Origin of the sequence: Albidovulum sp. (assembly GCF_008933605.1) — a bacterium.
In the GTDB taxonomy this organism is placed as follows: Bacteria; Pseudomonadota; Alphaproteobacteria; order Rhodobacterales; family Rhodobacteraceae; genus Albidovulum.
In genome coordinates this window covers 27,914-41,770 of sequence record NZ_WBUS01000015.1, presented here as the reverse complement: position 1 = coordinate 41,770, position 13,857 = coordinate 27,914, and the positions used below count along the sequence as shown (strand labels likewise).

General features: G+C 67.0%; 11 protein-coding genes and 1 pseudogene. 6 read left to right on the top strand and 6 right to left on the bottom strand.

Annotated elements, in window-relative coordinates; genetic code table 11:
* Positions 1-307: pseudogene (locus tag F9K34_RS03915) on the top strand (AAA family ATPase); the annotation flags it as partial.
* A gap of 34 nt (positions 308-341) precedes the next feature.
* Entirely contained in the window at positions 342-1,100 is a 759-nt protein-coding gene (gene radC, locus F9K34_RS03910; RefSeq protein WP_291335561.1) for a RadC family protein, read from the top strand.
* A gap of 17 nt (positions 1,101-1,117) precedes the next feature.
* Here radC and F9K34_RS03905 read toward each other — a convergent pair whose 3' ends face one another.
* Positions 1,118-2,290 carry a hypothetical protein gene (locus F9K34_RS03905; protein ID WP_291335559.1) on the bottom strand — a complete coding sequence of 391 codons (1,173 nt, stop codon included), beginning with the start codon at positions 2,288-2,290 and terminating at the stop codon, positions 1,118-1,120.
* 196 nt (positions 2,291-2,486) lie between these two features.
* Positions 2,487-5,186 (bottom strand): preprotein translocase subunit SecA, encoded by a 2,700-nt coding sequence (gene secA, locus F9K34_RS03900; RefSeq protein WP_291335557.1) that lies wholly within the window; start codon positions 5,184-5,186, stop codon positions 2,487-2,489.
* A 186-nt stretch (positions 5,187-5,372) separates the two neighbouring features.
* Between secA and F9K34_RS03895 the strand changes: the two genes are divergently transcribed.
* The 4 genes from F9K34_RS03895 (at position 5,373) to F9K34_RS03880 (ending at position 8,367) form a co-directional block, all read left to right on the top strand.
* Entirely contained in the window at positions 5,373-6,212 is an 840-nt protein-coding gene (locus F9K34_RS03895) for a peptidylprolyl isomerase (RefSeq protein WP_291335555.1), read from the top strand.
* A gap of 22 nt (positions 6,213-6,234) precedes the next feature.
* Positions 6,235-7,656 carry a bifunctional glutamate N-acetyltransferase/amino-acid acetyltransferase ArgJ gene (gene argJ / locus F9K34_RS03890; RefSeq protein WP_291335553.1) on the top strand — a complete coding sequence of 474 codons (1,422 nt, stop codon included), beginning with the start codon at positions 6,235-6,237 and terminating at the stop codon, positions 7,654-7,656.
* Positions 7,653-8,051 (top strand): (deoxy)nucleoside triphosphate pyrophosphohydrolase, encoded by a 399-nt coding sequence (locus F9K34_RS03885; protein ID WP_291335551.1) that lies wholly within the window; start codon positions 7,653-7,655, stop codon positions 8,049-8,051. The genes argJ and F9K34_RS03885 overlap by 4 nt, the downstream gene beginning before the upstream one ends.
* 178 nt (positions 8,052-8,229) lie before the next feature.
* The gene (locus tag F9K34_RS03880; protein ID WP_291335549.1) at positions 8,230-8,367 is read left to right on the top strand and encodes a hypothetical protein; all 138 of its coding nucleotides are present in this window, start codon (positions 8,230-8,232) and stop codon (positions 8,365-8,367) included.
* A gap of 57 nt (positions 8,368-8,424) precedes the next feature.
* Here the strand turns inward: F9K34_RS03880 and infB are convergent, their stop codons facing one another.
* The 4 genes from infB to rimP are packed head-to-tail and all read right to left on the bottom strand — an operon-like array spanning position 8,425 to position 13,777.
* Entirely contained in the window at positions 8,425-10,953 is a 2,529-nt protein-coding gene (gene infB / locus F9K34_RS03875) for a translation initiation factor IF-2 (RefSeq protein ID WP_291335547.1), read from the bottom strand.
* The gene (locus F9K34_RS03870) at positions 10,950-11,579 is read right to left on the bottom strand and encodes an RNA-binding protein (RefSeq protein ID WP_291335545.1); all 630 of its coding nucleotides are present in this window, start codon (positions 11,577-11,579) and stop codon (positions 10,950-10,952) included. Before F9K34_RS03870 ends, infB begins: the two co-directional genes overlap by 4 nt.
* 23 nt (positions 11,580-11,602) lie before the next feature.
* Positions 11,603-13,207, bottom strand: coding sequence for a transcription termination factor NusA (gene nusA / locus F9K34_RS03865; RefSeq protein ID WP_291335543.1), 1,605 nt, complete (start codon positions 13,205-13,207; stop codon positions 11,603-11,605).
* Positions 13,208-13,777: a ribosome maturation factor RimP gene (rimP, locus tag F9K34_RS03860; RefSeq protein ID WP_291335541.1), complete on the bottom strand. Its 570-nt coding sequence runs from the start codon at positions 13,775-13,777 to the stop codon at positions 13,208-13,210.
* Positions 13,778-13,857: the final 80 nt, after the last annotated feature.

The window sequence follows — 13,857 nt, the reverse complement described above, 5'->3', positions numbered from 1 at the left end:
GCAGAGCCGGGTGGCGCTGGCGCGCGTCCTGCTGCGGGCGCGGCCGCTGATGCTGCTCGACGAGCCTTTCGCCGCGCTCGGGCCGGCGCTGAAGGCCGAGATGCTGGAACTGGTGGCGGACATCGCCGGGGAAACCGGCGCGACCGTCCTCATGGTCAGCCACGATCCCGGCGATGCGCTCAGCTTCGCCGAGCTGACGGTGCTGGTGGCGAATGGCGTGGCCCATGCCCCGCGGCCGACGGCGGCGCTCATGGCCGATCCGCCCGCCGAACTCGCGGCCTATCTCGGGCGGCCGCCACGCGATTAACCTTTCCTTCACCATGCAACGGGAATCTGAGGGCATGAGCCAGACTCGCGCCTTTCACGAAGCCCCGCTGCTCTTTCCCGCCGACGAGGCGCCGGAAGCGGTGCTGCCCGGTGGCCGCCTGCCCTCCTATATCCGCGACCACCGGCAGAGGCTCCGGTCCCGGTTCATGGAAGGCGGTGCCGCGGCGATGCCCGACTACGAGCTCCTGGAACTCGTGCTCTTCCGTGCCATCCCGCGGCAGGACGTCAAGCCGCTCGCTCGCCTGCTTCTCGACACCTTCGGCGACTTCAACCGCGTCGTCTCGGCGCCGGCCGAACGGCTCCGCGCCGTGCGGGGCGTCGGCGACGCGGTGGTGCAGGAGCTGAAGATCGTCGAGGCCGCGGCGCACCGTCTTGCCCGGGCGAAGGTGCTGCATCGTCCGGTGCTGTCCTCGTGGAATGCGCTGCTCGACTACTGCCGCACCGCCATGGCGCACCGCGAGACCGAGCAATTCCGCGTGCTCTACCTCGACCGCAAGAACGTGCTGATCGCCGATGAGGAACAGGCAAGGGGCACGGTGGACCATGTGCCGGTCTATCCGCGCGAGGTGGTAAAGCGGGCGCTGGAACTGAACGCGAGCGCGCTCATCCTCGTGCACAACCATCCGTCCGGCGATCCGACGCCGTCGGAGGCCGACATCGTCGTGACGGGTCAGATCCGCGACGCGGCCGAGGTCATGGGGATCGTGCTGCACGACCACCTGATCGTCGGCAAGTCGCGCGAACTGAGCTTCCGTTCGGAAGGCTATCTCTGAGGACGGCCCGCGCCGGCTCAGTCGCCGGCCGTGACCATCGCAACCGCGGGAACGGCAACCGGCGCGAGGCCGAGCATCACCGAGTCCCCCACGGCGTCGCAGGCGGGCATGGCGAAGCTGACCGTCTCGGTGGTGGCGGCCGCATCTGGCACCATGCGGAGCGCCTGGCCGGCAAGAAGCCGCCCGCAGGTCGCCTCCGTCACCGGTGCCTCCACCATGACCTCGCTCAGGACCGTACCCGCCGGGGCCGTGTAGACTTCGGCCATCAGCGGATGATCCACCGCCGGATCACCGAGAACCGCGAGGAACCCGCCGTCGGCGGTCGTCCGCTCGCGCGGCGCGGCTGCGGAGACATGGCCCGGCATGTCGAATCCGGCGCCGTTCTCGAAGGCATGAAGGCGGAACCCATCGACGCCGCGCCACTGCACGCCGACGCGGGCGAGCGCGTCGAGCCCGCTTACGGTCTGCGTCGCGGCCACCATGTCGCCGGAAGCGAAGCGGACATCGACCCTGGCCGTGGTGGAAAGCGCCGGGAGCATCATTGTGAGATCGCCGGCCGGATCGGTCGCCATGGCGACAACAAGCCCGGCATGGCTCACCGTCACCCTTTCGTTGGCGAAGCAGGGGGCGGCAAGTGTCATCTTCATCATGCCGCGCGCGGAGGGCTCGAGTGCGAGCGTCGGGTCGGCGCAGGCAATGCCGAAGACACTGTAGCTTGCATCCGCGGCGGTGTCGGTCTTCGTGTAGCCCGCGTCAAGCGCGCCGATCCGCCCCGCAAGCCGCAGATCCGCAGCCAACGCCACCGGCTCTACCGGCGGCAGGTCGGGAAGACCCGAGGCGGCGCGGACCGGCGCCGGGGCGGCGACCGGTTCCGGGGCTGCCGGGACGGCGGCGACAACGATCTCGGCGGTGGCCGGTGCGGGCGCTGGTTCCGGCACGGCGGCGGGCGGCGCTTCGACTACCTCAGGCGCGGGCACGCCGACCGGCTCCGGTGCCGGAACCGGGGCTGGGGTCTCCGTGACGGTCACGGTCGCCGCGGTCGACGTCACGCTGGCGAGTACCGGTGCCGCCGGTGCATCGGCGCCGCTCAGCCGCGCGCTGATGGTTTCGCCGTTCTGCATGACATGGCCGGTCGCCGCGGCCAGAAAGAAGGTCGTCCCGACGGTAATCGCCCTGCGATTGATCTGCATGGTCGTCTCCCCAAGGTTCCCTTCACGCCTAGCGCGGGATCGGGGCAGGGGAATGGCGGCGCGGCGACGGCGGGAAACGGTGGGGCCGAAGGACCGCTACCCTATCTTGGTCACGAAACGATCCGTGCTCCAAGATGGTGGGGTGGCGGGCAGACCTGGGGCCCGCCCGCCATAATTTCGCCACAGATCACTCGAATCAGGCGAGCTTTCCGTGGCAATGCTTGAACTTCTCGCCCGATCCGCAGGGGCAGGGGTCGTTCCGGCCCGGGTCGCCCCAGGTCGCCGGGTCGTTCTCGTCGAAGCCCGCCAGCACCGGCTGCTTCGGCGCCTCCGCGGCGACCGTCGAGGCGACTGGCGCGTTGAGCGCAGCCTGCCGTTCCGTCATCTGGCGGAAGAGCGCCTGCTGCTCCTCCTCCGTCATCGGGCGCACCTGGGCGAGCTTTTGCGTCACATCCTCGCGCAGGCCGTCCAGAAGGTTCTCGAAAAGCTGGAAGGCCTCGGTCTTGTACTCGTTCAGGGGATCGCGCTGCGCATAGCCGCGGAAACCGACGACGGAGCGGAGGTGTTCGAGCGTCACCAGGTGTTCGCGCCACTTGCTGTCGATCGTCTGGAGGAGGAACTGCTTTTCGATCTGCCGCATCGTCTCGGCGCCGAAGGCCTCGGCCTTCCCGGCCATGAGCTTGTCGGACGCCTCGTAGAGCCGGTCGCGGATCGCGTCCTGATCGACACCCTCTTCCTTCGCCCAGTCGATCACCGGAACGTCAAGCGCGAGCTTTTCCATCGCCGCGGCATAGAGCCCCTCGGTATTCCACTGTTCAGGGTAGCTCTTCGGCGGGAGATGGTCGTCCACGAGGTCGTCGATGATCTGGTGGCGCATGTCGCGGACGATCTCTTCGAGATCCTCCGCCTCCATGATTTCCAGCCGCTGGCTGAAGATCACCTTGCGCTGGTCGTTCATCACATCGTCGAACTTCAGAAGCTGCTTGCGCATGTCGAAGTTGCGGCCCTCGACCTTGGCCTGAGCGCGTTCCAGAGACTTGTTCACCCAGGGGTGGATGATCGCCTCGCCTTCCTTCATGCCGAGGCTCGACAGCACCTTGTCGAGCCGGTCCGACCCGAAGATGCGCATGAGGTCGTCCTCGAGGCTGAGGTAGAAGGAGGATCGGCCGGGGTCTCCCTGGCGGCCGGACCGGCCGCGAAGCTGGTTGTCGATGCGCCGGCTTTCGTGCCGCTCGCTGGCGAGCACGAAGAGGCCGCCGGCTTCAAGCACCTTGGCCTTCTCCGCGGCATGTTCCGCCTCGATCCGGGCGCGCACCTCGTCGGGATGCGCCCCCGGGTTGGCGTCGAGCTCCTCGAGCACCCTCATCTCGACATTGCCGCCGAGCTGGATGTCGGTGCCGCGGCCGGCCATGTTCGTGGCGATGGTCACCGCCCCGAGGCGCCCGGCCTCGGCGACGATCTTCGCTTCCTGCTCGTGCTGGCGGGCGTTCAGGACGTTGTGGGGGATGGCTTCCTTCTTCAGCATCTCCGACAGCATCTCGGACTTCTCGATGGAGGTCGTGCCGACGAGGATCGGCTGGCCCTTTTCGTGCGCCTTCCTGATCCGGGCGATGATCGCCTCGTATTTCTCGCGCGCAGTGCGATAGACCTGGTCGTGGTCGTCCTTCCGGGCGATGGGTTTGTTCGTCGGGACGACGACAACGCCCAGCCGGTAGATGTCCATGAATTCCTCGGCCTCGGTCTCGGCCGTGCCGGTCATGCCGGCGAGCTTGTCGTAGAGCCGGAAGTAGTTCTGGAAGGTCACCGAGGCGAGGGTCACGTTCTCGGGCTGGATCTTCACGCCTTCCTTGGCCTCGATGGCCTGGTGAAGCCCGTCCGAAAGACGCCGTCCCTGCATCATCCGGCCGGTGAACTCGTCGATCAGCACGATTTCGCCATTGCGGACGATGTAGTGCTGGTCCTTCTGGAAAAGCTTGTGCGCCCGGAGCGCCTGCGTCACGTGGTGAACGATTGTCGTCGATTCCGGATCGTAGAGCGTCTGACCCTCCGGCAGCACGCCCGCCTGCCAGAGCCGCTGTTCGAGAAACTCGTTGCCGGCCTCGGTGAAGGTCGCGTTGCGTTGCTTTTCGTCGAGCTTGAAGTGTTCGTCCAGGAGTTCGGGGATGAACTTGTCGAGCGTGATGTAGAGTTCGGACCGGTCCTGGCTCGGCCCCGAGATGATGAGGGGCGTGCGCGCCTCGTCGATCAGGATCGAGTCCACCTCGTCGACGATGGCGAAGTTGTGCCCGCGCTGCATCATGTCGTCGATGGTCGCGCGCATGTTGTCGCGCAGGTAATCGAAGCCGAGCTCGTTGTTCGTGGCATAGGTGACGTCGCAGCGATAGGCGGCGCGCTTCTCCTCGGCCGACTGGAACGGGTAGACGACGCCGGTCGTCATCCCCAGTTGGGCATAGACCTTGCCCATCCAGTCCGCGTCGCGCTTGGCGAGGTAGTCGTTGACCGTGACGATGTGGACCCCTTCGCCGGTCAGCGCGTTCAGGTACGCCGGGAAGGTGGCAACGAGCGTCTTGCCTTCGCCCGTCCGCATCTCGGCGATGTTGCCGCGGTGGAGAAAGATCCCGCCCATGAGCTGCACGTCGAAGGCGCGCAGCCCGAGCGCCCGCCGCGCCGCCTCGCGGCAGTTGGCGAAGGCTTCCGGCAGCACGTGTTCGAGGCTTTCGCCGCCCGCCACCCGCTCCTTCAGCTCGGCCGTCTTGGCCTTGATGCCCTCGTCGCTCAGCGCCTGGAACTGGGGCTCCAGCGCGTTGATCTTTTCGACGAGCGGGCGGACCGATTTGACCTTGCGGTCGTTCGGCGTGCCGAAGACCTTCTTCGCGATAGTTCCGAGGCCCAGCATGTTTTCTCCGCTCGGGTTCGACTGGCGTGCTCGTGATAAGCCTGGCCTTGCCGGCACCCCTCGCGCATCCTAAGAACGGCGGCGAAACAAGGATGGGCCGGCCCTCACGGGACCCTCGCGATGTAAGGGGCGGCCATCGGATAGTCAACGCTGCGCCCCGCCGCGGCCACTTTGGGAGCCCTCACGATGCTGAAATCCGCCTTTCTCGGCGCCCTCCTCGCCGTAACGGCCACAGCCGCCTGGGCCGAAGACCCGACGGCCGACACCGTGGTGGCGACCGTCAACGGCAAGGCCATCACGCTTGGCCACATGATCGCCATGCGCGAAAGCCTGCCGCCGCAGTACCTGCAGCTCGACGACAAGACGCTGTTCGACGGCATTCTCGACCAGATCATCCAGCAGGAAGCGCTCGCCGAAGTGGCCGAAGGCAGCATCGGCAAGCGCGACACGCTGATGCTGGACAACCAGCGGCGCGGATATCTCTCGGGCGTGACGCTTGACGAGACCGCGCGCGCGGCCGTCACCGACGACGCGGTCCAGGCGCTCTTCGACGAAAAGTATGCCGCGACGGAGCCGGGCAAGGAATACAACGCCGCCCATATCCTCGTGGCGACCGAAGACGAGGCGAAGTCCATCAAGGCCGATCTTGACGGCGGCGCCGACTTTGCCGCCATCGCCAAGGAGAAGTCGACCGACCGCGGGTCGGCCGCCGCCGGCGGAGACCTCGGCTGGTTCGGAGTCGGCATGATGGTGAAGCCCTTCGAGGACGCGGTCATCGCGATGAAGGCGGGCGAGACTTCTGCCCCGGTGCAGAGCCAGTTCGGCTGGCATGTCATCCGGCTGACGGAGGTGCGCACCGCAGCCAAGCCGACCATCGAGGATGTGCGGGCAGAGCTTGAGGGCGAGCTTCAGGGCCGAGCGGTCGAGGCGAAGGTGACCGAGCTGACCGACGCCGCGAAGGTCGAGAAGACGGTGGATGGCATCGACCCCGCGATTCTGAAGAACGTGGACCTGATCGAAAACTGAGACCGCGCAGGGAGTACCCGAGATGGCCAAGACGAAGGACGAGTGGAAGGCCGAGGCCAAGAAGTTGAAGGCCAGGGTGAAGGCCTTGCGGATCCGCATGGAAACAGAAGTCGCGCCCGTCGTGGAGGGTGCGCTGGCCGCCGCGGCCGATGCCGTCGGCGACGCGGTGCAGGCTGCGGCGACCGCGGCGAGGAAGAAGGCCAACCCGGTTTCGCCACTCGCGCCGAAGGGCGGCTTCCCTGCGCTGCCGCGTATCGCAGGGGTCGAGTTCGCGGCGGTGGCGGCCGGGGTCCGGTATCCGGGACGTACCGACGTGACGCTCGTCCGGCTTGCCCCCGGTACGACGATCGCCGGAGCCTTCACCACCTCGGCCACGCGGGCGGCCTGCGTGCTGGACTGCGAGGCGAAGCTGAAGAAGCCCGACGGCACGAGCGCCGGCGCCGCGATCATCGTCAATTCCGGGAACGCCAACGCCTTTACCGGCAAACTCGGAACCGAGGCGGTTTCGGCCGTCACGGGCGGCGTCGCGAGGGCGCTCGGAGTCCCGGCGACCCGGGTCTTCTCCTCCTCCACCGGGGTCATCGGCGAGCCGCTGCCGCATGAGCGGATCACCGCGAAGCTCGACGAGCTGAAGGCGGCGTTGTCGGCGGATGGAATCGAGATGGCGGCCCGCGCGATCATGACGACCGATACCTTCCCGAAGGGTTCCGCGGCGGAGATCGACGGCGAGGGCGGACCCATCCGCATCGCCGGGATCGCCAAGGGCTCGGGCATGATCGCACCCGACATGGCGACGATGCTCGTCTACATCTTCACCGACGCGACGATTCCGCAGGCCGCGCTTCAGAAGATCGTCGCGCGCCAAGTCGGCGACACCTTCAACGCGATCACCGTGGACAGCGACACCTCCACCTCGGATGCGCTGATCGTCGCCGCGACCGGGCAATCGGAAGCCGAGCCGATTACCGATCTGAGGAGCCGCGTCGCGAAGGAGTTCGAGGCCGCGCTCGGCCGGGTCATGCTCGACCTTGCGCAGCAGGTCGTGCGCGACGGCGAGGGCGCGACGAAGTTTGTCGAGATTCGCGTGACCGGTGCGGCCGACGCGGCCGACGCCCATCGCGCCGCCATGGCCGTCGCCAACTCGCCGCTCGTGAAGACCGCCATCGCGGGCGAGGATGCGAACTGGGGCCGTGTCGTGATGGCGGTTGGCAAGTCGGGCGCACGGGCGGACCGCGACGCCATGTCGATCCGCTTCGGCGACCTCACGCTGGCCGAGAACGGGTGGCGCAGCCCGAGCTACAGCGAGGAGGCGGCAAGCGCCTACATGAAGAACGAGGAGCTGGTGATCTCGGTCGATCTCGGCGTCGGCAAGGCCGCCCGCACGGTGTGGACCTGCGACCTGACGCATCGCTACATCGACATCAACGCCGACTACCGGTCGTGAGGACGGTCCTGGTTTCGGCCGTCGCGCTGATCGACGCCGACGGGCGGGTCCTGCTTGCCCGCCGGCCGCCCGGAAAGCCCATGGCCGGGCTCTGGGAGTTTCCCGGCGGCAAGGTGGAGCCGGGGGAAACGCCGGAGGCCGCGCTGATCAGGGAACTGCACGAGGAGCTGGGTATCGATACCTGGAAAAGCTGCCTCGCGCCCCTGACCTTCGCAAGCCATGCCTATGAGGATTTCCACCTCCTGATGCCGCTCTTCGCCTGCCGTCGCTGGCAGGGCACGCCCCAGGCCCGCGAGGGGCAGGAGCTTTCCTGGGTGCGGCCGAAGGACCTCAGCGGCTATCCGATGCCACCCGCGGACCTGCCGCTGATCCCGGTGCTGCGCGACTGGCTCTGATCACGGGTGATGCCGTACAATCACAAGCTGTGGAACTTTTCCGCCCACCGCCGGACGCGGCGGGATTATTGTTTCCAAGTCGGATCGACTATGGCAAAAATATGTCGTGGCCAGTTTGCCTGAGATTAACGAGTGCCGACTAGACTTCAAAGCAGCCCGCGGTTGGGGAGAAAAGGCGATGCTGCGAACCATCACTCTCGGAAGCTGTGTGTCGGTACAGGGGACGTTCGAGCGGCAGCTCGAAAACGGCAAGATCCTCGTCCGGGTCGGGAAGCTCTTGTTCGAGGGTTACCCCGTCGTGAAAGCGGCCGCCTGATCGTCAGGCGGCCGTTATCTCATTTGCGGATTGCGGGAGGCGCTGCCGCCTCCTTTTTCATGCGAGCTTGCGCTCGACCTCTTCCCGCTCGAAGATTTCGATCACGTCGCCCTGGCGGATGTCGTCGTAGTTCTCGAACGCCATGCCGCATTCCTGGCCGGACTGGACTTCCTTGACCTCGTCCTTGAATCTCTTGAGGGTTTTCAGCGTCCCCTCGTGGATCACGACGTTGTCGCGCAGCAGCCGGACACCCGCGGACCGGCGCGCCACGCCCTCGGTGACGAGACAGCCCGCCACCTTTCCGACGCCGGAGACCTTGAAGACCTCCTTGATCTCGGCATAGCCGATGAAGTTCTCGCGCACTTCGGCCTTGAGAAGGCCGGAGGCCGCCGCCTTCACGTCGTCCACGAGATCGTAGATCACCGAGTAATAGCGGATCTCCACGCCCTTCTGGTTCGCGGCGGCGCGGGCCGGCGCATTGGCGCGGACGTTGAAGCCGATGACAGGTGCGCCGCTGGCCTCGGCAAGGCCGATGTCGGATTCCGTGATGGCACCGACGCCGGAGTGCAGGACACGCACCCGCACCTCTTCGTTGCCGATTTTTTCCATAGCCTGAACAATCGCCTCGGCAGACCCCTGCACGTCGGCCTTCACGAGGATCGGCAGTTCGGCCACGCTTTCGTCGGCCTTGGCCTTGGCCATCAACTGTTCCAGCGTCGTCGCCGCGCCCGCCGCCGCGCGCTTGTCCTTTGCGGCCTGCTCGCGGTAGGCGGCGATCTCGCGCGCCTGCGCCTCGGTCTCGACCACGTTCAGGACGTCGCCCGCCTCGGGCGTACCGTTCAGGCCCAGCACCTCGACCGGGACCGAGGGCCCGGCTTCCTTCACCCGGTCACCCTTGTCGTTGACGAGAGCGCGGACCTTGCCCCACTGCTCGCCGACGACGAAGATGTCGCCCTGGCGGAGCGTGCCGTTCTGCACCAGTACCGTCGCGACCGGGCCGCGCCCGACGTCGAGCTTGGCCTCGATGACCGCGCCCGAAGCCGCCCGCTTCGGGTTGGCCTTCAGTTCGAGGATCTCGGCCTGAAGCGCGATGGCCTCAAGCAAATTGTCGAGCCCCTTGCCCGTCTTGGCGGAGACCTCGACATCCTGCACGTCGCCCGACATCGCCTCGACCACGACCTCGTGCTGCAAAAGGTCCGTCCGCACCTTCTGCGGATTTGCGTCGGGCTTGTCGCACTTGTTGATCGCAACGATCATCGGCACCTTGGCGGCCTTCGCGTGGTTGATCGCCTCGACCGTCTGCGGCATCACCGCATCATCAGCCGCCACCACCAGGACGACGATGTCGGTCACCTGCGCGCCACGAGCGCGCATGGAGGTGAAGGCCGCGTGGCCGGGCGTGTCGAGGAAGGTCAGCACGGCGCCGGAGTCGGTCCTCACCTGGTAGGCGCCGATATGCTGCGTGATCCCGCCGGCCTCGCCGGAGACCACGCTGGTGTGGCGGATCGCGTCGAGAAGCGACGTCTTGCCGTGGTCGACGTGTCCCATGATCGTGATGATCGGGGGGCGCGCGCGCAAGTCCTCGTTGCGGTCCTCGACCGTGTCGATCGCCTGTTCGACGTCGGCATCGGTCACGCGCACGGCATGGTGGCCAAATTCCTCGATCACGAGTTCGGCGGTGTCGGCGTCGATGGTCTGGTTCATCGTGACCATCATGCCCATCTTCATCAGCGCCTTGACCACGTCGGCCGCGCGTTCGGCCATTCGGTTGGCAAGTTCCTGGACCACGATCGTCTCGGGGAGCTGGACATCGCGCACCTGCTTCTCGGCCTTGTGGCCCATGCCCATGGCCTTGGCGCGCGCCTTTTCCTGCTTGCGCTTCATCGCCGCGAGCGAGCGCTGGCGGCCGCCCTCGTCAAGCGCCTCGGAAAGCGTCAGCTTGCCTGCCCTGCGGCCCTCGTCACGTCCGGCGCGGCCGCGGTCGCGGTCGCCGCCACCGCCGCCGCGATCGTCCCGCTCGCGGTCGGTCTTGCGCGGTCCGCCGACGGGGACGCCCTTGGTCTCGGCACGGGCCGCGGCCGCCTGAACGGCGGCCTGATCGACCGGTGCGGGCTTGGCGGCGGCCGGTTTCTTGAAGTCTTCCTTGCGCGCGGCGCGGGCCTCGGCCTCCTCGGCCTTGCGCGCTTCTTCCTCGGCCTTGAGCCTCAGCGCCTCTTCGCGCTCGCGCTCCTCGCGCTCCTTGGCTTCGGCTTCGGCCCGGCGGCGCTCGCGCTCTTCCTCGCGCTGGCGTTCGTCCTCGGCGCGACGCACGGCCTCCTCTGCCTCGCGGGCCTTGGCGGCCTGAAGCGCCTTCAGCCGGCGTTCCATCTCGGCATCGGAGATGCCGGCAGGCCGGCGCGAGGGATCCCCGAGCGTCGGCGTCGCGCCCGGTCCCGAAGGCGCCCCGCCCGGCTTCGGCACAACGATCCGCTTGCGCTTAGTCTCGACGACGACATTCTTCGTCCGGCCGTGGCTGAAGCTCTGCTTCACCTGACCGGAACGCCCGCCGCCGAGGCCAAGGGGTTTCTTGCCGTCTGTATCGCTCATGCCGTCTTCGTATCCTTCCCGGCGTCCGTTCCGCCGATTGCCGCGCGCAAGCCCGACAGTTTCGCGGCTTCCTCTACAACACGTTGGGAGAGTCCGCCAGCGCCGAGCGCGCCATGTATCACACTATCTCGCCCAAAGGCCAGACCGAGCTCGGACGAAGTCAGGCAGCCGAACCAGCGCCCGCCCTGCGGCGTCCAGAGCTTTCCCTTGCCGCGGTCAGAACCGTCCGAGGCCTGAAGAAGGACCTTGGCCTTGCCGTCGGCAAGCCAGCCCTTGACCTTCTCGAACCCCGCAACGGCAAGTCCCGCCTTGCGTGCCAGGGAAACAAGATCGACCACGCGCCGCGCCAGGCCGGCCTCGACGAGATCGGCCAGACCCTCGGGCACGGTGACCGGCATACGGGCGGCGCGGGAGAAGAGGCCCTTCTTCGCCGCGGTCTCGATCGCGGTCCGGTCAGCCGTCACCCAGATGCCGCGGCCGGGCAGTTTGCCGGCGAGATCGGGAACCACCATGCCCTCGGGCGACACGACGAAACGCACGAGTCCGGCCTTGGGCTGCACGTCACCCGTGACGATGCAGCGCCGCTCCGGCCCGTCCTTATCCGTGTCGCGTCCACCGCGGGTCATATGGCGATCCTCCGAGGCCCATATCAGGCCTCGGCCTCCTCGTCTTCGGCCTCTTCGCCGGCCTCAAGCTCGGCCGGATCGACCCAGCCGAGCTGGACACGTGCCGTCATCACAAGGTGCTGCGCCTCCTCGAGGCTCATGTCGAACTTCTCGAGGAGGCCCTCGTCCTTGACCCGCTCGCCGTTCACGGTGGTCCAGCCGCCGGCCAGCTCCCAGTCAGCGCACGTCGCAAAGTCCTCGAGCGTCTTCACGCCGTCCTGCGCCAGGGCCTCGATCATCTGCGGGGTGAGCCCCTCGAAGTTCACCAGACTGTCCTCGACGCCGAGCGCCCGGGCGTTTTCCAGCGCCTTGCGGTTCTGCTCCTCGATCACGTCCCGGGCGCGGGCCTGAAGTTCCTCGGCGGTGGCCTCGTCCACGCCCTCGATCGAAAGAAGCTCGTCCATGTCGACATAGGCCACCTCTTCGAGGTTGGTGAAGCCTTCCGAAACCAGGAGCTGGGCGAAGAACTCGTCGAGATCGAGCGCATCCATGAAGAGCTTTGTCCGCTCGGCGAACTCGGCCTGACGGCGCCGGCTTTCTTCCTCTTCCGTGAGGATGTCGATGTCGAGCCCGGTCAGCTGCGAGGCGAGGCGGACGTTCTGGCCGCGCCGACCGATGGCGAGCGAAAGCTGCTCGTCAGGGACCACGACCTCGATCTTGCCGGCCTCCTCGTCGATGACGACCTTGGCAACCTCGGCGGGCTGCAGCGCGTTCACGAGGAACGTCGCCTGGTCCTCGTTCCACGGAATGATGTCGATCTTCTCGCCCTGAAGCTCATTCACCACGGCCTGCACACGCGAGCCCCTCATGCCGACGCAGGCGCCGACGGGGTCGATGGAACTGTCGTAGGAGATGACGCCGATCTTGGCGCGCGACCCCGGATCGCGGGCGACGGCCTTGATCTCGATGATGCCGTCGTAGATCTCCGGCACTTCCATCTTGAACAGTTCCGCCATGAACTGCGGATCGGTCCGGGAAAGGAAGACCTGCGGCCCGCGCGGTTCGCGGCGGACATCCTTGATGTAGCAGCGGATGCGGTCGTTCGGGCGGTAGCTTTCGCGGCCGATCTTCTCGTTTCTCCGCAGGATCGCCTCGCCCCGGCCGATGTCGACGATGATGTTGCCGTATTCCTCGCGCTTGACTACGCCGTTGATGATCGTGCCCTTGCGGTCCTTGAATTCCTCGAACTGGCGGTCGCGCTCGGCCTCGCGCACCTTCTGCAGGATCACCTGCTTGGCGGATTGCGCGGCGATGCGGCCAAGGTCCACCGGCGGCACCTCGTCCACGATTTCGTCACCGACCTTGGGATCGGCAAGATACTGCTTCGCCTGCGCCACGGTCAGCTGCGCCTGGTAGTTCTCCACCGCGTCGTCCTCGACCACGGTGCGCACGCGGGTGAAGTTCGCCCGGCCGGTCTTGCGGTCGATCTTCACGCGGATGTCCATTTCCGAGCCGTAGCGGGACTTCGCGGCACGGGCGAGACTCTCCTCCATCGCCTCGATGACGAGGGCGGGGTCGATCATCTTCTCGCGCGCGACGGCCTCGGCCGTCTGCAGCAGTTCCAGCTGGTTGGCAGAGGTGATTGCCATTCAGTCCTCCTCGGGAGTGTCTTCTTCGATATGGTCGAACGCGGCATCGTCCACGTGCTCCGTGGCCTTCTTCTGCCGCAGCATCTCGGTGATTAGCTCGTCCGTCAGCACGAGCTTGGCGTCGGCGAGCCAGTCGAACCTGAGGCCGATGGTGCCTTCCTCGATTTCGATCAGGACCTCGTCGCCCGACGTGCCGGCGAGACGCCCCTTGAATCGCTTGCGACCGTCGATCATCTCCTCGGTCTCGATCCGCGCCTCGTAGCCCTTCCAGGCGTCGAAGTCCTTCAGCCGCGTCAGCGGCCGGTCGATGCCGGGCGAGGAGACCTCGAGCGTATAGGCGTCCTCGATCGGGTCCTCGACGTCGAGCACGGCCGACACGGCGATGGAAATGCGCCCGCAGTCGTCCACGTCGATCCCGCCCTCGGGCCGGTCGGCCATGATCTGCAGCGTCTTGTGCAGGCCACCCATCAGCCGGATGCGCACCAGCTCAAACCCCAGGCCCTCGATGGCGGGGGTCACGATCTCGGCCAGGCGCCGGTCGATGGCGGTCTTTGCGATGAGGTCGGTCATCGGTTCCAAGCAACAAAAAACGGGCCAGAGCGGCCCGTCGATCTTTCCCGGTGGGTTGCGGGTTTGGACCCCGCAGCCGC